Genomic DNA, 25,002 nt, shown 5'->3' with positions numbered 1-25,002 from the left:
AGTCAGTATGGTCTGGATTGCTGTCGTTATGGCGGTGGCTTCAATTGCTATCAGCTATCGCGCTATGAATCAGAGCCATGATGCTCCGGATGCGCAAGAGCCAAAAGCGCCGGTCATCGAAAAGGGAAAGCCGCTTGGTGTGGTGTTTGGCAAGGTCAAAATTACCAGTGGCACTGTCTATTGGTGGGGAGACATATCACACAGTGAAATCAGAAAATAACCGTATATACCCGTCTGACTTGGCTCCGTTAGGGATTTGCTGTTCCGGCGCACGAAGGGTGTTTGTTACGTATGGCCTCAGTTGGGCTGATTTTGTTCGTTGTGGGGCGGATTGTGAACAGTTGCTGGCACTCGGTGACCCATTGGTGACTGAGGTTGTGACTAGGTACAGGAAGGCATCATGGGAAGGAAAAAAAGACAAACCGTCGGTTATCGTTGGTCGTGGGGACAGCATCTAGTGCTTTGTCATGGTCCGGTCGATTTTATTCAGCGGATATGGTTCGGTGAAAAGGTAGGGCTTGGTTCCCGTATAGCGAATAACCGCCGTGTGACTGTTAATGAGCCAGAATTGTTTGGTGATCGTGACCAACATGGTGGTGTTGTCGGGGACATCGATTTTTGTCTGGGGCATGCAAGTCAGGGGGTAAATGATTACCTGGCTCGGCATTGTTCTCAGGAAATTGATGGCCAGAAGGTGGTTAGTGCGTTTCGTTATCTGGCTGCGTTGGTATTTCGTAAGCCGGAGATGGGGAATTCCAGCTATCCGCCGCCTGTTTCGGTGGAAGTGGCTCGGTTGAAAACCGGTTGGGATGGAAACTCGATGTGGTACCTGGAAAAGGCAATTATTGGTGACGGACGAGATATCAACAATGCTGCAGCGTTCGGTGCCGGTGGCCTTAATGCCGCCCATATCATTCATGAGCTAATTGAGTGTCCGGAGTGGGGAACGGGTAATCGCAATATTGATGAGTTTGCCTTTCGTCGATGTGCCGACATTCTCTATGCTGAAGGCTTTGGGCTTAATGCACATTGGGTTAAGCAACAGCCGGTGGAGCAGTTTATTAAAGACATTTGTCGCTACATTAACGGTTATGTGTTCACTGATGAGGCGACGGGCAAAGTGACTATGCGCCTTGCTAGGGATGATTATGAGTCGGGAAACATCCCTGTGCTGACCGTTAAGCATATTAAGTCTGCTCGTAATATTCGCCGTCGAAGCCAGGCTGATCTCATCAATACTCTGACAGTAACTTATACCAATTGGAATACATACGATAAAGCCGCTGTTACCGTAATGAATTCAGCATTGCTCCAAGCCACTGGGCGTACCATCGGTGAGTCGGTTGATTTCCCGATGATTTATGATGACAAGCTGGCTTATCGGGTAGCTATGCGAGAATTACGGATGTTGTCGGCGCGGTTGATGACATGCGAGTTGTATTGCGATACATCTACAGCAGTTTATCAGCCTGGTGATGTGGTAAGAGTCGTTTATCCCAAAGCAGGTCTGAACCATATTGTCAGGATTCAGAAAAAACGTCGGGGAAGCTTGGCAAATCCCGAGGTAAAGCTGGAGGTAATGGAAGATATTTTCTCTTCAGCAACCGGGGACTACACGCCGCCACCGCCAAGTAACTGGAAAGAACCTATCAATACTCCTATGCCAATCAGTGAACAGAAAGTGGTTGAATTGCCTTACTGGCTTTTGGCCAACACGTTGAATCCTTCTGAATTGGCGACCATTAATGAATTTAGTAGTTTTATAGCCTGGTACGCAGCCAAACCAACCAGCGATACAGTGGGAGCTGATCTTTACTATAACCACTTTAATCGTTGGTTATATAGCCATCGAGCCAGCTTCTCACCACGTTCGCTGTTGTTGGAGTCGGCTGGCAGGACTGATGTCCAGTGGCAGGTTGTTGGTAGTGATTTGGTTGGGCTGGAGCTACCAATGATTTGCTTGGTTGGGAATGAGTTGATTGTGGTTATGGATTTGGATGGTGATATCGTCAGAGTTAAGCGAGGTGTGCTTGATACAATGCCAGAAGAGCACAATGCGATGACGCCAGTGATTGTATTAGATGCAGATGCACTCGAAGCTGAGTTTACAGCTGGTGAACGAGTTACCCTGAGAGGCTTATCTGTAACGCCCAAAGGGACACTTGATGAAGCCAAAGCCACAGAAGAAGAAATCGTGTTGGTTGGTAGGGCTGCCAAGCCACTTTGTGTTACGAACGTGCGGTTTAATGATGAGTACTGGCCTATGAGTTCAGAGTTGCCACTTAAGGTTACATTGTCACACCGAGACCGTATTAGCGAAGTTACAGAGCCTCAGTACCTTACAGACTGGTTTAGCAATGGTTTGCCAGAGAAGGGGACCAAAATCCAAGTGACTCTAGTTGATGTGGATACAGATACTGTCATCCATCATGAAATAATCACAGGCACCGAGCTGACATTTGATAACCAGATTATAAAGGAAGGAATCAGAGCTGTTCGACTTACACTCACTGCCACCCGATCAGGTAACGATGCAATGCAGAGTTACATTCATGAGGTTGCCATTGAACATCCATTAAAACCTGTTTAAGTGTTGTTTAAGATTCTACGCAGTTAAGTTGCCATCAATACCAAACCGCATAAAATGAGAAAAACTGTTTTTCAATCTATGCGGTTCCGTTTTTCAAAGTTCACGGCGCGCTACACTGAATGTTGTAATCAGTGACAACACCTGAGCTACATGCTGTCAGGGAAGATATAAGAACGACAGCTCGCAATACAGTAGCCATAAAGTTGTTTCCAGTTCGTTGATTGATATTGTTTATGCGTTTAAGTATAGCCAACTGATCATTGACATAGCTTCGGTTAAGGGATTATCATCGTGTTTCGACGATTATCGAAATGAGATGTTCTTATGCCTTGTGTTACCGATCTGGCTGTGGTTGAAGTAGATGAAGTGAAGGAGCAGGCGCTAGCTAATGCAGCAAAAGCGCTGGCTCATCCGGCCCGAATTCGAATTCTACGCATTCTGGCACGGCAACAAGGTTGCCTGAACAGCGATTTGGTAAGCGAGTTGGGGCTGGCGCAGTCTACCGTTTCTGAACATCTTAGAATTTTAAAGGTTGCGGGTTTTGTCATTGCAGAGCCGAATCCTCCGAGAACATGTTTCTCTGTCGATCAGGCAAGGCTGGATCAATTCCGTGAGCTTTTGTCTTATTTGTAATTCAACAGGTTAGTTAAGGGTCATCTACGATGGCCTTTTTTGAGAAAATAAACATCGTCTATCGACGATTAACTATTTGATTGTTTTCTAGTGGTGAAAATATGGGTATCTTTGAACGTTTTTTAAGTGTGTGGGTAGGGCTGGGTATGCTAGCCGGCCTTGTCGGTGGGGCATTTTTTCCTGAAGCATTTTCTTTCCTTGGCGATTTGCAGTACGCACAAATCAATATGGTGATAGCGGTACTTATCTGGCTAATGATTTACCCGATGATGATGCAGGTGGACTTTACCGCTGTTCGTAATATACATCGTCGTCCTAAAGGTTTGATGATCACTATTGTTGTGAACTGGTTGATTAAACCATTCACAATGGCTCTGCTAGCTATGTTCTTCATGCGCTATGTTTTTGGTGATTTCATCTCTTCGGCGTTGGCAGAAGAGTATATTGCCGGCATGATCCTGCTTGGCGTGGCTCCTTGTACAGCAATGGTATTTGTCTGGAGCCAGCTGACGAAAGGGGATGCCAACTATACGTTGGCGCAGGTAGCGATTAACGATTTGATTATGGTTGTGGCTTTTGCGCCGATTGCTGCATTTTTACTGGGTGTTACCGATGTGACTGTTCCATGGGATACCTTGCTGTTGTCAGTCGCGTTGTTTGTTGTGATTCCGCTGGTAGCCGGTGTTGTAACCCGCCATTTTGTGAAACAACCAGAAAAGCTAAACCACTTGGCTGCAAGCATGAAGCCGCTTTCGATTATGGGTCTTGTCGGTACTGTTATTCTACTATTTGGTTTTCAGGCTCAGACTATCCTTGATAATCCGGTAGATATAGTGCTGATTGCGATTCCGCTTCTGGTGCAGACATATCTGATTTTCATCATCACATACCGCTGGATGAAAAAATGGAAACAGCCACATTGTGTTGCTGCGCCGGGCAGTATGATCGGTGCATCCAATTTCTTTGAGTTGGCGGTAGCTGTGGCGATCAGCCTGTTTGGAATTCATTCTGGTGCGGCACTGGCCACCGTTGTTGGTGTCTTGGTTGAAGTGCCTGTGATGTTATCGCTGGTAGCTTATGCGAATAAAACAAGGAATGATTTTGTCGCTGAAGAGATACTACAGTAAGACATGTTTTAGGAATTATTGAGAGCATTGATAAAAAAGCCTCCGGTATTAATCGGAGGCTTTTTTAATGAGATTAGTTGTTTTGAATTCTGAATCCGTCATTGAATTCAATGGAATGAGCATCTCTTAATTGAATATCTTCCAGCGCTTTACCTGTATGGGGAAACTGGCAATAGATGGCAAATTCTTTGTGCAGTCCGTTATCAACAAATGCATCGAGAATATCTTTAGTATCAGCAATCAGTACTTTATCTTCCAAGCTTGTCCCCCTTCACAGTCGTACTCAAAATTGAGTGTAGGGGGGACGCGATATTCAGATGTGTGTTAACAATGAGAAATTTTCATTACCTCTTAATATGATGCAGAAGCAATGGCTTTAGAATCCCAGAGTTTTTGTAGCTGACCTTTCAATTCATCTAACAACGAGTGTGAACTCATTTCTGCGTGCTGATCCTGTGAATCAATGACTTGTGGCAGCGAGCTTTGTATCACAACGTCGTAGGTCAGGTACTGGCTGCTGTCAGCAAAGTTAAATACAAGCTGTTGTGCACCAGCCTCACGGGGAATTGAGAATACGCCGTCAGAGGAAACCGTAAAATACAGCTCTGCCGGGTACTCAGTCAGCAACTTCTTCGCATAGGCTTTAGTGAAACTCTCCTGAAGCCCTGCATCATAATACACTTCGGAATACGGCAAAGTTGGTGACTGCGCCTTTTTCATCAGCCGGATAAAGGCTTTTGAGGCTGTATCAACACGCAGCTCCTGATCAAGGTAACCTTTATCAATCACTTTGCTACGTTTTCCTTCTATAGAGGCTAGTTGCATTTTGAAATTTTCGAGTAGTTTTTCTGACTGTTGCTGATCCAGATACCGCTTTTCACGTAGAGCCTGACGTGTTTTAGCCAGTTGGCTTCTCAGATTGTCTTTGAAAAACTGACTGTTTGTTGAGGTATCAAAGTAGCCATTCAACCTTGTCATGCTGCGCCAGAGATCAGGAACGTGTTCATTAATGACCTTATTAGCTTCATCTGCGAGTGATGCAGGAAAAGCGGACAACATCTGGTCGCGATTAATATAAACACAGTTGCTACTGATTGACGCTACAAGTTCAGACATCCCTCTAAATTGGCGGCACATCGCATGAGGGAGGTTGTCATAATTAAACTTGAGCTGATGAATCAGCTGAGAGCCGGGCATATAGTCATCGAGGATTTTCTGTAATGAACCGTGCAACGACTTACTCAACTCTCCATATCGTTTGGACTCGATACGTATTTCCTTCTCAAGGCTGGCCACTTTTTTATGGTATGCCTCTTCAGGTGTTTCCAGCAATTGGATCTTATGTTGCAACTGCTCTAGTGTGTTTTGGTAACCGTCCAGATCTTTGTCCACGTCACGTTGCATCGCGAAGGCAATGGCGTTTACATTATCCAGGTTGTTCAGATAACGCTGTTTAGTGGCATTCAAAGTTGCAATAAAAGAGGCTGCTTCCGGCAAACGAGTTTCCCGGAACAGTCGTTTTAGCTCAGTCACATCGCCGATGAAATTCGGGTTCTGAAGCCAGTGCTGCTCAAGAAGATGATGTGAAAGATTGTGTATCTTAATAAATTCTTCAGGAACGGATAGCAGGTCCTTTTGCTCCGTAACAATATAGCCACTAATGATCTCATTGTGGCGCTCGGAAGCCATATCAAATGATTTAAGTTCGATTCGGCTTTCCGCATTACATGCCACAAGTCCACATAGGGCAGATATCAAGCTAAGTTTGCTAATAAGCTTCATGTCTTGTGTAACCTAACCGTACTACGTTCTTATAAAAGTGAAGTGTACTGCGAAAAGATTAATATGCAACAGGTTTGTATTGTCGTTTGATTTGCATGGGCAAAAAAGACTCATAAACCTTTTAATTGTTAGGGTTTTATGCTGATTTGTTGCAATCTCTTTGCTGGTTGTTATTTAGTCTTTTGTTTATGGTGTGTTAGATTTAACTGGACAGACCAGATAAGGATGACTGTTATGGCTTGGAAAAGACTTGAAGTGACAGAACACCAGGGAATCGTCACTGTAGCACTAAACCGGACGGATAAACTAAATGCGCTGGATATGGAAATGTTTATTGAGTTGGATCTGATCAGTAAACAGTTACGTAAGCGTAAAGACATTCGGGCCGTGATCCTTACCGGTAACGGCGGAACTTTCAGCAGCGGTCTTGATATCAAAAGCGTTGCGACATCAAAGCAGAAAGCCTTACGTTTGCTGGCAAAATGGTTACCCGGTAATGCAAATTTAGCTCAGAGAGTTTCGAGGAACTGGCGTTTGATTCCGGTTCCTGTGATAGCGGTTATTGAAGGGCGTTGTTACGGTGGTGGTTTACAGGTTGTAATGGGTGCAGATTTCAGGTTTGTTAAGCCAGACACAGAATTATCCATCATGGAAGTGCGTTGGGGGCTGGTGCCGGATATGGCGGGTTTGATGTCATTAAGGGAAGTGGTTTCCAAGGATGTCGCCATGAAGCTAACCATGACGGGAGAAATCATATCTGGTGAGCAGGCCCTGAAGCTATCTCTTGTTACTGATGTCAGTGATGATCCTATGGTTGCGGCACTTGAGTTTTGTCGCAGAATAGAACTGGCCTCACCGGATGCACTTGCCGCTATCAAACACACAACAAATCGTTGCTGGAATGGCAGTGAGCGGAGGCTGCTGGCCAGAGAGACACTGAGTCAGATTCGCCTGCTGCTGGGACGAAACTTCTTTATAGCCGGTAAGCGGCAGCGCTCAAAAACAGACATTGATTACCAGCAACGCCAGTCATTTTGGTAAATATAACTTGCTAATATCAGAGAACTCTTTGCGCAATATCCCACATCATTGTTAGTCTGCCATTTATACTTAAGAAAGTAGAGATATGGTTTTTGGTCTGATGAGGGAATGGCATTGCGTCGGAGTTCTGGTGATTCTTTGAAAGTAATTGGCTTTATATGCCTTTTTACTGTTCTTATCCATGTTGTGAATATTTTCTTTCGGGGGCAACTGAATGATTTCGGTGTGTTACCTCGTCACTTTAGCCATTTTATCGGCATCATTTTCTACCCGTTTCTGCACGGCTCCATAGCTCATTTAGTCAGCAATTTAGTGTCATTCTGTATTCTCGGTTTTTTGGTTTCCAGTTTTGGTCTTGCCCGCTTTATGGGGGTATTTCTGGTTAGCTGGATCGGAAGCGGAATTGGAGTCTGGCTTTTCGGGCGAATGAATTATCACATTGGCATGAGTGGTATTGTTTATGGTTTGTGGGCGTATTTGTTGGTATACGCCATTATGTACCGGAGCGTAAAATCTATAGCGATAGCCCTCATTGTGATGTTCTTTTATGGCTCAATGGTGTGGGGCTTCATACCGAATCACAGCTGGGTTAGTTATGAAAGTCACTTGTTCGGTGCTTTAGCCGGGGCCGTTACTGGTTATATCCTGGCAAGAAAAGACAAACGCAGAGAGACAGTGTCTTAATTATATTGTTTCACTGTTTGAAAGCAGAATTTATCGGAGCTTATTATGTTGGTGACTTTTCATTGTAAAGTGAGCGGAAATATCATCATGTTTGGTGATGTTGCCAAACAAATGCTAAGGCTAATGGGATTTTGCGAAAACATTCCCGGTGCAATTGATGCTGAAAATGTGCCTCAGGCACTGGTTAACTTACAGCAGGCGGTTAATTGGGTTCGTGAAATTGAGCAGAACGCCGGTGATGATCCGGCGATGAATATTGATGACTGTGATGACCAGGATGTCGAACCGATGATTGGCCTCTATAACCGTGCTATTCCCCTGATTGAAATGCTGAAAGAAGCCGAGAAGGAGGAGTGCTATATCATGTGGGAATAGCCTATGGATCAATCAGTTGTTATTGAACAATATGTAATGGTGCAAAAGGGTCTTCAGTCGGGTCGTTGACCCAGATATATTCAGCTTCAATTGCGGTTTTACGAGCAATGTCTTCATTAAGTAACTGTGAAATGATTGCCAGCGATACATCAATTCCTGCGGAGATACCTGAAGAGGTATAGATCCGTCCGTCTTTAACCCACCGGGCTACCGGATACCAGTTTATCTCACTGCCAAAACCGGTAACCCAGCGATAACGCTTTTTATTGGTTGTTGCTGCCTTTTCTTTTAACAGCCCGGCATGGGCAAGCAGGGCGGCACCTGTACATATCGAGCAGATATAGTCTGTTTTGCTGCTGTGTTGCTGTAGCCAGTTCATGATTACTGTGTTTCTGATGGCATCTTGTGCGCCGGGGCCTCCCGGCACTAATAAAATATCGGTTTGAAAAGTGTGGTAAACGCTGTAATCAGCTACCAGTTGAGGGCCCTGTTTACTACACACTGGTTTGCCGTGCTGAGAAACAAGCTGAATGGTGAAATACTCAGGCAATAAGCCAAACATTTCCAGTGGGCCAGCAACTTCCAGTAAATCAAATTCATCATAGAGCAGTGCAGTAACGGTAAATTGGGGTGCCAAAGGCTCAGGCTGGTTTTCCGACATCGCTTTTCGCTTTAGTTGGTTTAAGTAATTTATTAATCATAGCCGCGGATGGTTTTTTCTGTGCTGAAAATGGAAGAATTACCGATGGTTACGAGATGTTTTTCAAATTGACTCAGAAGTGGGAACACTTGAGGATTCTGGTTTAAAGAAAAACACTCAACACTTTTTTGTAGTGTTGAGTGTTTGAAATTAGCCAATGCTAAGTGATAAGGATTAGATATAGACGTTAATCAACAGTGTCGCCGCAGACAGTGCAATGAGAATACCCAGTAGCGGCATAACAAACTTCAGCCACTTATCGAAAGTCACATTCACCATTGCCAGTGATGCCAGTACCAGGCCGGTTGGTGTAATGAAGGCCATCAGACCCATACCGAACTGATAAGCGCTGACGATATTGTCGCGAGGAATACCAACGACATCAGCCAGCGGAGCCATGATTGGCATAGAAAGTACAGCCAGGCCGGATGAAGAAGGCACGAAGAAAGAGACACCGCCAAATAGGAACATCATCACAACGATGAACAGGCCTTTATCCATACCATCAACCATTGAGGCGCTGGCATTTAGGATAGAGTCACTGATCATACCGCCGTCCATCAGAACAGTTACACCACGTGCAATAGCAATGATCAGAGCTACACCGAGTAAGTCGTTAGCACCCTGAATAAATTCGCGAACAAACTCTTTTTCCGGAATGCGGTCGACCAGTGCAATCACAATAGAAGAAACGAAGAATAGGGTGGTCATTTCCTCAAACCACCAGCCTAAGCTGGAAACACCGTAAACCATGATAAAGAAGGTTGAAGCAAACAGAGTCAGGATGATGCTGTGCTTCTTATCAAGCTTGGTTGTGCCACCGTCTTTATTGAAGTTTTTCAGGAAGCGTTCTTCAATCTCTTTCTTCTGGCTGTAGATAAGAGATTTGGTTGGATCTTCCTTAACACGCTGTGCATAACGGATAATGTAGAGAATACAAACAATGGTGCCGACCGTTAGCAAGGCCATACGGGAAGTCAGACCCAGCGTCCAGTTAATACCCGCAGCGTTGGACGCGATGATGGTACTGAATGGGTTCACGGTAGAACACATAGTACCGATTGAAGAACCAAGGTAGATGGCGGCCAGTGCAACAATCGCGTCGTATCCGGCGGCGATGAAGATAGGCACTAGAATCGGGTAGAAGGCGATGGTTTCCTCAGCCATACCGAAGCTGGTACCACCAAGGGAGATCAGCGCCGTTACAATCACGATCAGCCATTTTTCCCTGCCGGTCATCACTTGTGACAGGCGGTTAATACCGGCACCGAATGCACCTGAATGGTTCACAATACCGATGAAGCCACCGATAACCAGGACGAAAAATACCACGTCAATAGACTGATACATACCCTGGATAGGGGCTTTAAACAGTTCCAATATTCCCTGTGGATTAGGTTCAACCGGAGTGTAGGAGTTAGGAATACCTACTGGCTTGTAAATATCGCCGTTGACGAATTTTTCGAGGTCAGCTTTGATGCCGACACTATCCAGCGTTTCTTGTGTTGCGGGCAGATCTTTGGTGCTGCCATCCGCATAGGTGATCATGAAACTGTCGCCCTGATAGGACAACTTATTATAGACACCGGCATCTACGAACCAGGTCAGTAATGCCACAATTGCGGCGACACAAAACAGAACCGTGTAGGCGGAAGGGAAACTGAGTTTCTTTTTCGCTGGTCTGTCGACTGTTGCTCCTTCGGTACTCATAACAACCCCTTGTAAATCAGTCTGAGTGAAGTGTGGATTTATTCAGGTTAGTTTCTAGTTTTGCAGAAATTAAATTAGTCAGAGTAAATAACTATTCAACTCTAGCTAGTGTGGGATTTTATTGTAAGGAGCAATTAAAATACGGCTGGATATCACAATCATATTATCTTGATTGCAGATAAATTCGAAATTGAGACAGCGAGCAAATTTCACTCAACAAATAGAAAGTTAGGACAAAAAAGCCTCCGGCATAACCGGAGGCAAGAAGAGAATATAAAGAATTATATAATTAAAGATTCGTTATCAGGCTTTATTTAGCGCTTTGGCAATTACCATATCACGCTCGATCTGCTGCTTGTCAGCTGCCGATTTTGCTGATTTCAACTGCTTTTCAAGTTTGCCAATGTAGTTTGTAAACTCAGCTTTATCTGTAAAGATCTTGTCTTTAACGTTGATCGAAGCAACGTTGGTATAGCGGCCATCTTTGCTGGTAGGTACGGAGATCTTACCTTCATTGATTAGTTGTTTAACGATTTCGCGTTCTTTGCTGTAACCGTTAAGGCCGCTTAGCGTCCAGCGATGCGTCGGCTTGCCTTCATAGTGACCTTTCTTCACTTCGGTCAGGTAGCGGATAGTCAGGTTACGGATGGTACCTGCTTCTTCACCAAATTCAGCTTCAGTATCAAACAGAACAGGGAACGATTGGCCTTCCAGTATGCCACCTGCTTTGGTCAGGTGACCCATACGATAGCTGTTCATACCAAGGCGGATAGGTGTGGTATCGGTGATCATCTTACCGTCCGCAAACTGAAGATCTTTGATTCGTTGGCCTGCTGGTTCCGTCAAATCAATGGTGTAAGTAACACCGGCAAAGAAATCGTTGGTGGAGTATTTAGATGCGCGACGCTTAGCGTTAAAGCTGTAAGTTACGTCACCGTCTCTCACGCTGTTGAAATAGCCAGCTGACCATTCCATGTAAGTCTTCAGCTCTTTCCCCGTCATTTCATAAACGGTAATTTCACCACCTGCATACTGGTAGTTGTATGCGATGTCTTTAGCTTTGATCTGGCCGACATCCAGCTCAGCATTGTCATTGTCAATCTGCAATGCGACAACGTTAGCAACAGGCGCGTAGTACATGCTGGCTTCCTGGAACAGCTTACTGATACCGGTATCCTGAATGTGCACCTGTGGAATGCCTTTGATTTCGTTTTCAGGTACCAGATCAACACCGCTTAGCTCGGCAATAACACGGTTAGCATTTTCGCGCAGGCGTTTGTGGTATGGCGCATACAGCTCTTCCATTTTCTTGTCAGAGGAAATGCCTTTGATCTTGTAGGTGAAGCTGTCTTTGTTAATCAGGGTGTAGTTGCCGCCTTTTTCTTCAAATTGAAGATCAATGCGGGACAGGGCGCGGCCGTATTTATCTGGTTCTGTGATGATCACGCCATTTACTGTCGCTTTATCGATGCGGGTATGCATGTGGCCTGCAACAATAGCATCAAGCTCAGGGTTGTCATTGGCGATATCGGTAACACCTGTTGCGCGGATATTGTTTTCGTTATCCAGGCCCATATGGGCGACAAGCACAATCGCATCGACTTTATCGTCGATCTGTTTAATCACTTTCTTCACTTCAAGCGAAGGGTTAGTGAAGGTGACACCTTCCAGGCGGTTAGTTCCTTCAGCAAAGACCTGAGTCATCGGTGTGTCCATGCCGATCACGCCAATTTTGATGCCTTGTTTTTCAATAATGGTATAAGCCGGCAGGAACGGATTGCCGTCTGGACGTTTGATGTTGCCACCCAGTGATGTGCCTTTAAATTGCGTCAGCGAACGGTTTAGTACGTTCAGGCCAAAATCGAACTCGTGGTTACCCAATACCCAGACGTCATACTTCATTTCGTTGAAGCCGAGCATCATAGGATCAACCGGTTCATTTTTAAATGTTTCAACAAAGTTGCCCTGAATGGTGTCACCGGCGTCAACTAAAATAACGTTGTCCTGCTCACCGCGAATCTTTTTAACCTTGGTAGCTATCTGACTCAGGCTGCCGCGCATATTCAGTTTGTCACTAGCATAATCCCATGGCATGAAGTGGCCGTGTATATCAGATGTACCGAGAATAGTGACATCTACAATGTCGCCGTCTGCGGCGAAGGTTGGTCCTGCCAGCGAAAGAAAAATTGCTGAGGCTAAAAGATGCTTTTTCATTATGTCGTTCTTATTGTCAGTTGGGGGAATGGCTGCCGATAGTAAGGACAAATGAAGGGGTATGGGTAGATCTGGATCGCTTTAATTGTGCAACTTATCCATTTGCATTACAAAATTGAGAGTTGAGTCGCACTTCAATCGAATGAATATTGCCGGATAGATTAATGATGCAAATAGGAGCGGGTAAAATACGACCAGTTATAAGTAAAATCTTTATTTATTAGTAAGATATAAAAACGCGGTATATATGATTATTAGCCATATATACCGCGCTTCAAGTATTTGAATTTGGAATAATTTCCTTAGAAAGGATAGCGAACCGAAACCACGAATTGGTTATCTTCTATACCGCTGACTTTGAATTCTGCTCCCATTGAGAAGGCATCACTGGTATGTAGTCGGGCGAAAACGCTAAACAGGTTATAGTCTTCCTCGGCTGTAATAACACCAAGCGTTGCACCTGTTTCTAATTGAGGCAGGATCCAGGCATGAAGAGTGAAGTTCAGTTCGGTAGCGAAACGGCCTAGTTTTTTGTCAAATTCTCCTGTGTCACTCTCTTTATTTTTAATCGATAACAGCTTCAGCTGCCCGGTAAGATCGGTGAACTGATTAACAGGAGCATTAAAGCCTACACCACCACCCAGATGCCAGTCGTCTTCAAAAGTACTTTCTGCTTCGAAAATCATGTGGGCATTTTCATGAAATTGCTGGCTATAAGCCCCACCTAACCCCCCAGGGCTTAACGGTACGCGAACTTCAAGATAATTGTACGGGAAGTTGGCGGCACTAACGGTTGAGCTCAGACCGCAAGCGGCTAGCAGCACGATGCTACACAGTCGTTTGGTCAGGGACAGGATTTTCATTGGTTTGCTTTCATGCTCATTCAGAATAAAGATACCGGGATTATGCCAAAAAAAAGCGTAATTTAGCTAACTCAATTTCGCTGTATCCGTCTTATCTCATGTTTTTTCTCGCATTGACCTCAATATTTCCTGACTGAAATCATGAGCTTCTTATAAACAAGTCGCATTATCCTAATCATTACTTCCTAAACTGTCAGAAAGTGAACAACATAAACAGGTACTGGCAGTCGATGCGTAATGCACAAATGTCGGTCATATTGCTGTCTTTCTGTTAGACGTTGCGGCGGGAAGCGTAATGACAAGAGTTGCCGAAAATTATACTAAGGTGCAGGTTATCGGAGATCCGGTACAGGACATGATGGACTGTGTCGACAAGGTTAGCTTATGGGATATTGACAGTCATCCTTCTGTTTTGCTCAATGTTGAACCTTCCCGACAGGATGAGCTGTTGGTTGAGATCCGCTGTGATGACATGCGTCGCCTTCAGCCTGTTTTTTGCGTTGTTAAAAGTAAGCTGTCTGATGTATTAGCAGATGGTTATCTCGGTGATATGTGGGAACGAATCCCGCAAGTACTGGACAGGTTGGCATTGCTTCATTTCAGTCCACACCCTGAATCGCTCGATTTAATCGCATGGTATTGCTGGCCAAGGTCATATTTTCATGTTCACCCTGTTTGGTCGGCAGAATATCAGAAAGGTTATTCCTATCCGTTACTGGATTGTCTGCTCGGGGGAGAAGCAGAACTGGCTTTGAGCCGGGCAGTTGATCATCACTTGCTTGTTCCAGGAAAGTTAATTGATCGGCTGCGTTTGTGCCGGGTATGTCACGGTTCACGAATAAATTTCGTCGATGTTTGTCCTGAGTGTAACAGTATCGACATTCACCTGAAGCCCGGCGTCCACTGTTTTATTTGCGGTTATGTTGATGATCAGGATGTGTTCATGCAGTCTGGGATCATGCAATGTCCGAAATGCTCCACCAGGCTGCGTCATATCGGTGTGGACTACGATCGGCCGTTAGAGCGATACAGTTGCTTATCCTGCTATGCAAGGTTCATTGAAGCTCCGGTCAAAGCGCGTTGCCATGATTGTGGAGAAATACAAAGCCCTGATGATTTGACTGTATCGCCAGTTCATGAATTTACCCTCGGCAAACTGGCTCGCCAGATAGCTCTCGAAGGTTCACATATGTTGCACCTGCCGTTGACCTGGGGAGCGCCACTGACGGTCGATCATCTTCCCTGGCTAATGCAGTGGGTCAGCTCCAATCAGCGTCGTTACGGTGGCGACAATACGATGATGATGATTTGGTTGTCGAATTTAGCCGAGGTGAAGATCAGTCTTGGTTTGACGAAAGCTCAGGAAAGAATCACAGAGTTAGTTAAACGGATGCAGAAGCTTTTCAGGGAAACTGATGTTGTTTGTCAGTATTCAGATGATGTTCTGATTCTATTACTGTCGCATACCAGTGACAAAGTTTGGGAGGTATTAAGAAATCGGATATCCACACTGGGGGATGTAGAAGGTTTAGAACAACTAAAACTGATTGTTGAAGTGAAAGCGTTACCGGTACCAGAGGACCAGATAGCGGAAGACTGGTTGAAAGCCTGGCTGGCAGAAGTGGTTCATTATGAGTGAATGGTGGTTCACGGTTCGCTATCTGCTGACTGATTTGAGCGGTAACATCGCCAATACGCCTTTGGTGATGGCAATGTTGCTGCCTATGCTGCTCGCGTTTGAAGTACCTCTGATGATTCTTACCCTGAGCGGCATTTTAAAGTGGTTCAGCAGGCAATATGGTAAAGATGCCAACAGGCGAAAAGGCCCGTTGCCTAAAGTCTCCTGCATTATTACCTGCTATTCAGAGGGTGAGGCTATCAGGATCACGGTGGATACACTGCGTGAGCAGGTATATCCTGGACAGATTGAGATTATTGCTGTGATTGATGGTGCTCAGCAAAATGAACATACCTACCAAGCTGCCCGTGCCTGTATTTATGATTTTGACGGCGTAACGAACCGGAAGTTAGTGCTGTTACCAAAATGGCAGCGCGGTGGTCGGGTATCAACACTGAATTCGGGACTGGCAGTGGCGACTGGCGAGATCATCATTAACGCAGACGGCGATACTTCCTTTGATAATGATATGGTCGATGAAATTGTTCGGTGTTTTGATGATCCTAATGTGCCGGCTGTTGGCGGTGCACTGCGGGTGAGAAATTTAAGCCAGAGTGTTGTTACCCGAATGCAGGGTATCGAATACATGATTTCTATGCATGGAGGCAAAACAGGTTTAAGTGAATGGAATCTTATTAATAATATCTCCGGTGCATTCGGTGCGTTTCGTCGCGACTTTCTTAAAAGTATTGGCGGGTGGGATACACACACGGCAGAAGATCTCGATCTGACTGTCAGGATCAAACACTACCTGCGTCGTTATCCGGCAATGACAATTGGCTTTGCCGCCAGGGCTATTGGTCATACTGACGTTCCGGCGACCGTTGTGGATTTATGTAAGCAAAGGTTGCGCTGGGATGGTGATTTACTGTTTTTATATTTACGTAAGCACATCTATTCAATGACCCCCAGAATACTGGGCTGGAAAACCTTCATATATACACTTGTGTTCGGTATTGGTCAGAATATCGTTCTTCCTTTACTTGTAGCGATTTACCTTTGGTGGTTGGTGTTCAGTTATCCGTCCCAGTTTGTTGCCGCACTGATGATCGGGCTTTATTTTATTTATCTTCTATTTTCACTTATCAACCTTTTGGTCTTTGTCATTGCGATTTCAGAACAGCCATGCAAGGACCTGAAAATTCTGCCTTGGTTACCGCTGTTTCCTGTTTATACATTTCTTACCAGGATGTGGGCCGCAGTTGCCATCTTAAATGAGCTTTTCCGCCGGGCTCATGAAGAAAGCAGCATGGCACCGTGGTGGGTTCTTAAACGTGGCCAGCACTTTCGCTGGTGGCATTTCCGCCGTGATAAGAGGCAGAAGTGAAGGTCGTATTTAATTCTCCGAAACAGCAGGATGCGACCAGAGATGAAGGAGTCAGAGTTCCTTATGCGCCAGCAAGGCGGGTGGCTTTCAGTATACGCTGGTATCTGATTCTGGCACTGACATTCAGTCCGGTTGTCTTCCTGCTTTGGTATGTCGGGCGGGATTGGGTGATAACCACGGCTCCGGGTATCGTGACTACAGAGCCTCAGCTTGTCGTTGCGAGCGGAGAAGGTCAGGTCGATGATGTGTTTGTTGCTGTTGGTGATGATGTTGAAGCAGGCACGCCATTGATGCGAGTCAGCTCACCACTACTGAGAGCTGGTATTGCTGAGCGGCGATTTCAACTTTCTCAATTGCTTTTTGACTGGAAAAACTACAACCAGGCAAAGATGGCAGCCCTGGATGAAGAGATAAGAATTGCACGAGAAGGGGCTGAAAATCAGGAGAAGGTATTTAAAGAATACGAAAAATACAAAAAGCAGCGCATGGTATCGAGTGCTGATTTTGCCGCTGTTCTACAGATTCGAACCCAGTCACAACTCAGCTACCAGCAGGCATTGCAGCGCAAAATTGACGAGATGAGGAAAATTCAGGAGCTGGCTTCAGCCGGCCCGCAATCTATAGCGCTGAACCAGATAAAAAGGGAGCTAGCGGAGCTGGAAAGCAGCCTGACACAGCTGCAACCAGTGGCTTTTAGCCGCGGTAGAATTGTGGACCTGCTGATTAAGCCGGGAGATTGGGTGTTTGAAGAAACGCCATTGCTGTTAATTGCTACTGCGCGAGAGTATCAGGTAAATGCCTATGTATTGCCCAAACACATAGAGAAAGTTCAGCAGGGCAATAAAGCGGTGATCCAGTTTTCCAGTGGTGAATCCATTGAAGCCAGAGTTGGTAGGGAAGTTGAACTAGCTGATAAAATCCCTCCTCAGCTGGCCGGCCCGTTTGAAGGGCAGAAAAGCATGTTGAAGGTTAAAATCATTTTTGATGATCCTTTACCGGAAAAGCTTAAAGTGGAAGGTTTACCTGTTATGGTCAGGTTCGATTAATATCTAACTGCGAGTTTTAATAGAAATCATAACAACAGCATGATCTGTGCTGTGGCTGTCCCGGTCAAAGATAGGATTAATCAAATGCCTGTCATAGGTGTGATAGGCAATAACTTCTGCCATATTTTCCAGATATTCAGTATCGAATTCGCAAGACAGCAAAATATAATCAATTACAGAGCCTTTGTTAGCGTAATAATGACTGAAGGGGCGGGCGATTATGTCAGTCCGGTTGTCTGATGAATTGTTATCGGCTTTGGTGGCTAAATTGGGTAGGGATGAGGCATCTTGTTCATTCAGAAGCAGGACTTTTTTGAACAGTTCCCAACTGTCCTGTAATTGTGTTGGTACAAAGCCTTCTTTTGTCTCGGACGCTCCTGCGGTTGTATATGTCAGTAAGTGTCGTAAAACCCCGTCTTTAAGGTCATCATTGAAGTCGCCCATTAACATCGCCGGATTCTTGGTTTGAATGCGTCGTTCAATAATGTGAGTTAGCAGTAAGGCGGCTTCCGAACCTCGTTGGATTGATGATGCCCAGCTTCCTGTGACAGCTTGAGTGAGAATCTGAGTAATATCAGCCTCACTGTTTTTATCTGCATTGTTTTTTGCATCGATATCAGCATCATCAGTTGTCGGACGCTTAGATTTGAAGTGAACAACATAGCAGTCGCATAAACCAAGGTCAGGCAGCTCAATGGTTGCCCGAAGTGGTTTTCGGCTAAAGCTAAACCCTTCATTTAGCCCCATCATTGTGGCTTTTTCTTTGTCTGCGATAACGGCCTCAACAGATTGGATCGGGTAGCGCGAAGCGATAGCGACAACAGGACTTTTAAAAATGTAATCAGTGATAAGTGTTGGCTGATCAACAACAGCGAAATACGGGTAACCCTGTTCACTCAGTAACTGTTGTAACGAATCAGGGCTAAACACCTCCTGAAACCCGATCACATCCGGTTGGCATTCGGACAGGTAATCACGAATCCAGCGCTGCTTTTTCTGCCACTGCTCAGAATCATAAATGTTCTCGAAATCATAATATGCTGACGGTGGCTCCATATAGTTGAACAGGTTAAATGTCGCCACTTTAATGAGATTTTGTTGAACCTTGTACGGTGTCTGATTCTGAGTCAAAGGGGATGTCTCGGCTGATTGAATAAGGCTTCAGAAAGCCAGTAATAAATTGAGATATAACTCAGTATATCAGCATGTTGCAAAATTAATGAAGACAGACTGCAGGAGTAGTTTGAGATGTGACAGCATTTCACAGAGCTGCCACATCTACGTTTATGAAAGCTGTCAGTTATGAAGCTCAGGCGTCCAGCGCTTGTTCCAGATCAGCAATGATGTCATCAATATGTTCGATACCTACTGAAAGACGGATCATTTCCGGGCTGACTCCGGCTTGTCGCTGTTCGTCTTCACCTAGCTGGCGGTGAGTAGTTGAAGCCGGGTGACAGGCCAGGGATTTGGCATCGCCGATATTTACCAGGCGTTTGAAGATCTCCAGGCTGTCATAGAATCGTACACCAGCGTCATAACCGCCTTTCAGGCCAAAGGACAGAATCGCAGACGGTTTGCCTTTCATATACTTTTCAGCCAATGGATAAAACGGAGAGTCTGGCAGGCCAGCATAGCTTACCCAGCTAACTTTATCGTGGTTCTTAAGATACTCCGCAACCTTGAGTGCGTTTTCTGTATGCCTTTCCATTCGCAATGCCAGCGTTTCAAGTCCTTGAATTAGCATAAAAGCATTCATTGGCGATAATGCAGAGCCTGTATTACGCAACGGTACTGTACGAGCACGACCAATAAACGCGGCTTCACCAAAAGCCTCTGTATAAACAACGCCATGGTAGGATGGCTCAGGTTGGTTAAGAACCGGGAAACGGTCTTTATACTTAGCCCACGGGAATTTACCGGAGTCTACAATGACACCACCCAGCGTTGTACCGTGGCCGCCGACATATTTAGTAAGGGAGTGAACAACAATATCAGCACCAAACTCAATCGGTTTGCAAAGAATTGGTGTGGCAACGGTATTATCGACAATCACTGGCACGCCCTGAGCGTGTGCAAGTTCGGCAATACGTTCAATATCAACGATATTACCTGCTGGATTACCGATACTTTCGCAGTAAACGGCTTTGGTTTTCTCGTCAATAAGTTCGGCCAGACTTTCAGGTTTATCATCTTTGGCAAAACGAACTTCGATACCTTGTTTCGGTAGCATATGGGCGAACAGAGTATAGGTGCCACCATAGAGCTGAGGTGTGGAGATAATATTATCTCCGGATTCAGCAAGAGTAAGAATGGCATAGTTAATAGCCGCACTTCCTGCACTGACAACTAATCCGGCAATGCCTCCCTCCAATGCTGCCATGCGTTGTTCGAGAACATCATTCGTCGGGTTCATGATGCGGGTGTAGATATTTCCCGGTACCTCAAGATTAAACAGATCCGCGCCGTGTTGCGCATTCTCAAATTCATAGGCAACAGTTTGATAGATTGGAGTGGCAACAGATTTTGTCGTCGGATCGGTTTCGTAACCGTAATGGATCGATAGCGTTTCGTCTTTCATTCTTCTTCCTTGATATCCCTGAATAGGTATGCACTTTATTAGTATCAAAAACAATGCAGTTAAGGAAAGTGTTAATGCTGAATTCACTTTAGTCAAACGTGCCATCTATCAGAAAAACAAGCGTAATTTAAGTACTTTGAAAATTAGGTACTACTATTGTTGCATATGATGTTTGTTGGCTTATGAGTAGTCTTACCCTTAGCCGGGACGGATCACTCAGTACAGAGAGCCGGGTACTATCAGGGCAGAAATGGTATGAAATCAAAGAAGCTCTTTTTATTCCTTATGCTTATCGGATTGGTTTTGGCTGTAAGTGGTTATGCGATTGTTTCTATTGTTTTACATTCAGACGCGGAGCCGTTAAAACGAGCAGACCTCTTTGTCCTCTCGGTTAGTTTCCTTAATTTACTATGCATTCTGGGGCTAGGGGGGTTATTTGTTTTTTCACTACGTACTTTACTTAAAAAGCATGCCGAAAGTTCGCCAGGTACCCCAGAAAGAAACGGGACTGAACAGCTAAGTTGTTCTGATTCGGATGCAGAAATAGAGCATGAAATATTTTATCGAGCCGCTTTTGTTCAAGCTGCCGTAGGGATAGCACAGGTAGATATCAACGGTCGCTGGATTGATGTAAACCAAAGGTTATGCGACACACTGGGATATGAGAAAGAAGAGCTGCTGCAGACAAACTTTCAGGCGCTTACTCATCCGGATGATTTGAAATATGATCTGAATATGCTGCAAAAAGTATTGTCTGATGAAATTAAAACCTATCGACTTGATAAACGTTTTTATACTAAACAAGGCAAGGAAATCTGGATTAGCTTAGCGGTTTCTCTGGTTCGTGATTTAGAGCACAAGCCAAAGTATTTTATTTCGATTGTTGAAGATATAACCAAACGTAAAAAGTTCGAATTCGAACTTGAAGAATCTAAGCGGTTGAGAGAACAATTATTGCGAGGCAGAGATTTAGCTTCAGAAGCGGGCGGAATCAGTAACTGGACATGGGATATTGTCAGCAATGATCTCATCTGGGATGAGCGGATGTATGAGATTTATGGTGTTGCTGAGGCTGAAGGAGGGTTGGATTACAATACCTGGAGAGAAAGAGTTCATCCGGATGATTTGGTTACAACAGAGCAGAATCTGAAAGAAACTATTGAAAAATTTGTCCCTTTTTCAGCTGAATTCCGCATATTCCATAAGCAAAGTGGCGAGATTCGTTGGGTAAAAGCTGCTGCTGATGTCGTTACAGAAAATGGCAAAGCCATTAAAATGTTTGGTGTTAATCTGGATATGACTGAAGAACGTCTGACACAAATTGCTTTGGAGAAAGAAGGGCATTCAGCACGACAAGCCAGCGAGGCAAAATCTAATTTTCTTGCAACGATGAGCCATGAAATTCGTACTCCGATGAATGGCGTGATTGGAATGATAGATTTATTGAGAGAGACAAAGCTCAATCTTGACCAGAAGAGAATGATTGGTACCATTCGGGAGTCTGCTTTTTCTTTACTCGAAATCATTAACGGGATTCTTGATTTTTCAAAAATTGAATCTGGAAAAATGGAGCTTGATTTGTCTCCAGTCTCCTTATTAGCCATCATTGAGCGGTGTGTGGAAGGGTTATGGGGGCATGCAGTTAACCAAAATGTAAAAGTCTACATTATTCCTGACTTTAATACCCCAGCTTATTTGCTGCTTGATCCGATCAGAATTCGCCAGGTCATTATAAATATTTTGGGTAATGCCATTAAATTCTCTCAATGCAGAAATAAACAAGGCGTTGTTTTCGTAAGAACCGCCACATTAACATCTTTAGAGAATCGATTTTGCATCGGCATTGAAGTGATTGATAACGGCGTAGGTATGACAGAAAGTCAGATAACTAAACTGTTCCAGCCATTTACTCAGGCCGATTCATCCACAACACGGAAATATGGTGGAACAGGCTTGGGGTTGAGTATTACAAAATCATTTGTAGATTTGATGAATGGATATATCGATGTTGAAAGTAAGCCTGAATCTGGCTCTGCTTTTAATATTGTTATTCCAGTTAATACTGATTCTGTATCAGAGAAGGAGTTCTCGAATGTCAATTTATCAGGGGTAAATGCTTTCGTTGCCCTCACAGATGAAAATTTGACTAAAGTTGTTTGTAATATACTGGAACAAATGGGCTGCTGTTATTTCAAGTTTGATGAGTTTGAAACGGTAACTTCGATTGGTAACTATATCGATAATAGTATTGATGTAGTGATCGTTGATCGCGAGAGTACTGCGAACAAATTCATGAAAGTTTCAGATAATCATTCTTCAGACTGGCCAAGATTTCTAATTCTTAATGAGCAGTTGGCATCAGACAGAAGCGAAGTGAGAGGTAATACGTATATTGCCAGTTGTCAGCCTTTGAAACCTTCAGAGTTTGTACATGCACTTTCTGTTATCACTGACAGAAATAATCCGGCTTATGGTTTGTTACAGAGTACGGCTCAGGATCCTGAAATTAGTTTTAGTCAGTATGAAAATGATATTGAAGATTATGATAGTTTGATTCTGGTGGCTGAAGATCAGCCTACAAATCAGGATGTTATTGGTCAGCAACTAAGCCGGCTTGGCTATCATTTTGAAATGGCAAATGATGGCTTTGAAGCACTCGAAAAATGGCGTACAGGACGGTTTGGAATTGTTTTAACCGATTGCCATATGCCCAATATGGATGGCTGGGAGTTAACGGCAGAAATCCGTAAAGAAGAGCAAGATCATCAGTTGCCAAAACGCACGGTTGTTATTGCTATTACGGCAAATGCCCTGGTTGGTGAAGCTGATCATTGTTTAGAATCCGGTATGGATGACTATTTGTCTAAGCCAGTGGAATTAAATAAGTTACGCAATAAATTGGCTCTTTGGATAGGGAGGTTAAGTCAGGAGGGTGATGCATCTTCATCTCAAAATATATCTCCTGAATTTTTAAATGCTGAAGTGAATCACAGTGCTGTAACAGAATATGATGTGGTGAATCATCCCCCGATTGACTATGAGCAGTTGAAGGAAATTCTAGGAACAGATGAGCAAGATGTGATTAATTCAATTTTGTCATCATATCAAATATGCCTTGATGACTATTTCAGTGAAGTAAAGGATGCAATAGCACACCATGACAGTGAACAGCTGCGTCAGTCATCGCATGCTGCAAAAGGAGCTTCGAATTCTAGTGGAGTAGGAAGTCTTGGCGTGATTTTCAAAGAGCTCGAAATTTTGGCGAGAGATAAAAACTGGGATGAAATCAGCAAAATTGAGCCAGGGTTAAAACAAGAGATAGAACGTGTTGAAAATTATATAAAAAAGGAGCATGTTAGCTAGACTATCGCACATATCTGGTTGTCAAAGGGGCTTTTGTAGGTTGGTAGCAATATGAGTAAAAATGATGATGTGAATGTTGTTGTGCTTTATCATAAAAAAGGCTTTGTTGATATTCTTAGATATATTCTTAGCCCTTACTTCTCTGCGCTATATTTTGAACCTATCGGGAAAAAACAAAGTGAAAAGTTCACTTCGCTTGTAGCTGAAGAAAAACCTTTACTTTTTATTTATGCTTTTGAAAAAATCGAGGATTCCGTTGCGGTAAAGCATTTCTTGCAAGGTTCTCCGGTTGGAGAGAAAATATTTATGCATTCACATGCTTCACTGGTTTTATGCGACAAACAATACCGGAAAAAAGCATTTTCAGTTTGCATTGATGGTGTATTTGATAGTTATGAAATGATAAAGCCCATCTATGATAACAATAAAATCGCTTTTACTATGATTAAGCTTGCTGAATTATTGAAGTTGAAAGCTGAAAAAGAACGCTTAGATTATCAGGCACAGTTAGTTGGCAAAAACATTCAGAATATTTCAGATGAAATAGGCGGCTTAAAAGATAAATATCAGATGGCAGGTAAAAAGCAGGTTAACCTGATAGAAAAAATTATTACCGGTTTTAATGGTATCTTTGGTGATGTGCCCGATAATGCCCTGAAGAGGGAAGTGCAAAAGTTATTCAATTCGCTTGAGTCAAAACAGTTGGAAAGTCTGTTAACAAACCTCCAAAATAACCAGGTAGGTATTCAGCTTGATGAATTAAGAAGTCAGAGTGATGACTTTTTTAATGAGTTGGATTCTGATCTTAAAAAACAACAAACGAACCTTTCTAAATCTCATGGTAACGGGCTTGATGGTATTACAGTGGTTGTCGCTGATGATCAGGATTTCATGTTGAAGATCATTTCTACCATGTTGGAACCGAAGGGAATACGTGTTGAGAAAGCGTCGAATGGTGTGGAGGCAATTCTAAAATCTAAGGTGATTTTACCGGATTTGGTGATCCTGGATATTGATATGCCAATCATGAACGGAATTGAAACCTTGGCTGCCATGAAGCATGTTCCACAACTGGCGGAAATGCCGGTTATCATGTTGACTAGTTACACTGACATTAAAAATTTCCAGCGTTGTCTCGAATTAGGGGCAAATGATTACATTGTTAAGCCAACGAACGCTGAAACGATGATTAACAAAATATCGAGTGTTTTGAGTGCGCATTAACATGTTTGTTTTACGGACATAGATAGGAAAAAATGGCCTTGCAGAGTAGCAAGGCCGTAGTGAATAG

General features: G+C 44.0%; 20 protein-coding genes. 12 read left to right on the top strand and 8 right to left on the bottom strand.

What is annotated here, in order from left to right; all coding sequences use genetic code 11:
- The first annotated feature begins 7 nt into the window (after positions 1-7).
- From C942_RS11635 to arsB, 4 genes are all read left to right on the top strand, one after another.
- Positions 8-220, top strand: a complete 213-nt coding sequence (locus C942_RS11635) for a hypothetical protein (RefSeq protein ID WP_007465936.1) — start codon at positions 8-10, stop codon at positions 218-220.
- A 180-nt stretch (positions 221-400) separates the two neighbouring features.
- Positions 401-2,590 (top strand): phage tail protein, encoded by a 2,190-nt coding sequence (locus tag C942_RS11630; protein WP_007465931.1) that lies wholly within the window; start codon positions 401-403, stop codon positions 2,588-2,590.
- 324 nt (positions 2,591-2,914) lie between these two features.
- Positions 2,915-3,223 (top strand): ArsR/SmtB family transcription factor, encoded by a 309-nt coding sequence (locus C942_RS11625; protein WP_007465930.1) that lies wholly within the window; start codon positions 2,915-2,917, stop codon positions 3,221-3,223.
- 101 nt (positions 3,224-3,324) lie between these two features.
- Positions 3,325-4,350: an ACR3 family arsenite efflux transporter gene (arsB, locus tag C942_RS11620; RefSeq protein ID WP_007465928.1), complete on the top strand. Its 1,026-nt coding sequence runs from the start codon at positions 3,325-3,327 to the stop codon at positions 4,348-4,350.
- A gap of 73 nt (positions 4,351-4,423) precedes the next feature.
- Here arsB and C942_RS11615 read toward each other — a convergent pair whose 3' ends face one another.
- Positions 4,424-4,609 (bottom strand): hypothetical protein, encoded by a 186-nt coding sequence (locus C942_RS11615; protein WP_007465926.1) that lies wholly within the window; start codon positions 4,607-4,609, stop codon positions 4,424-4,426.
- 92 nt (positions 4,610-4,701) lie between these two features.
- The gene (locus C942_RS11610; RefSeq protein ID WP_157372620.1) at positions 4,702-6,084 is read right to left on the bottom strand and encodes a hypothetical protein; all 1,383 of its coding nucleotides are present in this window, start codon (positions 6,082-6,084) and stop codon (positions 4,702-4,704) included.
- Between the two features lie 282 nt (positions 6,085-6,366).
- On the opposite strand from C942_RS11610, the gene C942_RS11605 reads away from it, so the two are divergent.
- From C942_RS11605 to C942_RS11595, 3 genes are all read left to right on the top strand, one after another.
- Complete coding sequence (locus C942_RS11605; protein WP_007465922.1) at positions 6,367-7,173, top strand: crotonase/enoyl-CoA hydratase family protein; 807 nt, start codon at positions 6,367-6,369, stop codon at positions 7,171-7,173.
- A gap of 108 nt (positions 7,174-7,281) precedes the next feature.
- Complete coding sequence (locus C942_RS11600; RefSeq protein ID WP_007465919.1) at positions 7,282-7,857, top strand: rhomboid family intramembrane serine protease; 576 nt, start codon at positions 7,282-7,284, stop codon at positions 7,855-7,857.
- 45 nt (positions 7,858-7,902) lie between these two features.
- Entirely contained in the window at positions 7,903-8,232 is a 330-nt protein-coding gene (locus tag C942_RS11595; protein WP_036799706.1) for a DUF1840 domain-containing protein, read from the top strand.
- A gap of 19 nt (positions 8,233-8,251) precedes the next feature.
- On the opposite strand, the gene C942_RS11590 is transcribed toward C942_RS11595, so the two are convergent.
- From C942_RS11590 to C942_RS11575, 4 genes are all read right to left on the bottom strand, one after another.
- On the bottom strand, positions 8,252-8,893 hold the full coding sequence (locus tag C942_RS11590) for a DJ-1/PfpI family protein (protein ID WP_007465915.1): 642 nt from the start codon (positions 8,891-8,893) through the stop codon (positions 8,252-8,254).
- 213 nt (positions 8,894-9,106) lie between these two features.
- The gene (locus C942_RS11585; RefSeq protein ID WP_007465912.1) at positions 9,107-10,642 is read right to left on the bottom strand and encodes a YfcC family protein; all 1,536 of its coding nucleotides are present in this window, start codon (positions 10,640-10,642) and stop codon (positions 9,107-9,109) included.
- Positions 10,643-10,945: 303 nt separating this feature from the next.
- A complete protein-coding gene (locus C942_RS11580) occupies positions 10,946-12,856 on the bottom strand; it encodes a bifunctional metallophosphatase/5'-nucleotidase (protein ID WP_007465910.1) in 1,911 nt (636 codons plus the stop codon).
- A gap of 302 nt (positions 12,857-13,158) precedes the next feature.
- Positions 13,159-13,719 (bottom strand): hypothetical protein, encoded by a 561-nt coding sequence (locus C942_RS11575; RefSeq protein ID WP_007465909.1) that lies wholly within the window; start codon positions 13,717-13,719, stop codon positions 13,159-13,161.
- A gap of 295 nt (positions 13,720-14,014) precedes the next feature.
- Here C942_RS11575 and C942_RS11570 point away from each other — a divergent pair, with 295 nt between their 5' ends.
- Genes C942_RS11570 through C942_RS11560 form a run of 3 tightly spaced genes read left to right on the top strand, consistent with a single transcriptional unit; the run spans position 14,015 to position 17,770 of the window.
- Positions 14,015-15,358 carry a TackOD1 domain-containing metal-binding protein gene (locus tag C942_RS11570; RefSeq protein WP_007465907.1) on the top strand — a complete coding sequence of 448 codons (1,344 nt, stop codon included), beginning with the start codon at positions 14,015-14,017 and terminating at the stop codon, positions 15,356-15,358.
- Positions 15,351-16,724, top strand: coding sequence for a glycosyltransferase family 2 protein (locus tag C942_RS11565; RefSeq protein ID WP_007465905.1), 1,374 nt, complete (start codon positions 15,351-15,353; stop codon positions 16,722-16,724). Before C942_RS11570 ends, C942_RS11565 begins: the two co-directional genes overlap by 8 nt.
- Positions 16,721-17,770, top strand: a complete 1,050-nt coding sequence (locus C942_RS11560; protein ID WP_007465903.1) for an HlyD family secretion protein — start codon at positions 16,721-16,723, stop codon at positions 17,768-17,770. Before C942_RS11565 ends, C942_RS11560 begins: the two co-directional genes overlap by 4 nt.
- Before the next feature lie 3 nt (positions 17,771-17,773).
- On the opposite strand, the gene C942_RS11555 is transcribed toward C942_RS11560, so the two are convergent.
- Entirely contained in the window at positions 17,774-18,901 is a 1,128-nt protein-coding gene (locus tag C942_RS11555; protein WP_007465901.1) for an endonuclease/exonuclease/phosphatase family protein, read from the bottom strand.
- A 178-nt stretch (positions 18,902-19,079) separates the two neighbouring features.
- Entirely contained in the window at positions 19,080-20,348 is a 1,269-nt protein-coding gene (locus C942_RS11550; protein ID WP_007465899.1) for an O-acetylhomoserine aminocarboxypropyltransferase/cysteine synthase family protein, read from the bottom strand.
- Positions 20,349-20,603: 255 nt separating this feature from the next.
- On the opposite strand from C942_RS11550, the gene C942_RS11545 reads away from it, so the two are divergent.
- Together C942_RS11545 and C942_RS11540 are read left to right on the top strand one after the other, a co-directional pair.
- Positions 20,604-23,711 carry a hybrid sensor histidine kinase/response regulator gene (locus tag C942_RS11545; RefSeq protein WP_083882337.1) on the top strand — a complete coding sequence of 1,036 codons (3,108 nt, stop codon included), beginning with the start codon at positions 20,604-20,606 and terminating at the stop codon, positions 23,709-23,711.
- 51 nt (positions 23,712-23,762) lie between these two features.
- A complete protein-coding gene (locus C942_RS11540) occupies positions 23,763-24,935 on the top strand; it encodes a response regulator (RefSeq protein ID WP_007465895.1) in 1,173 nt (390 codons plus the stop codon).
- Positions 24,936-25,002 lie beyond the last annotated feature (67 nt).

It is taken from the genome of Photobacterium marinum (assembly GCF_000331515.1).
Lineage (GTDB): Bacteria > Pseudomonadota > Gammaproteobacteria > Enterobacterales > Vibrionaceae > Photobacterium > Photobacterium marinum.
This window is presented reverse-complemented; position numbering and strand designations above follow the sequence as displayed.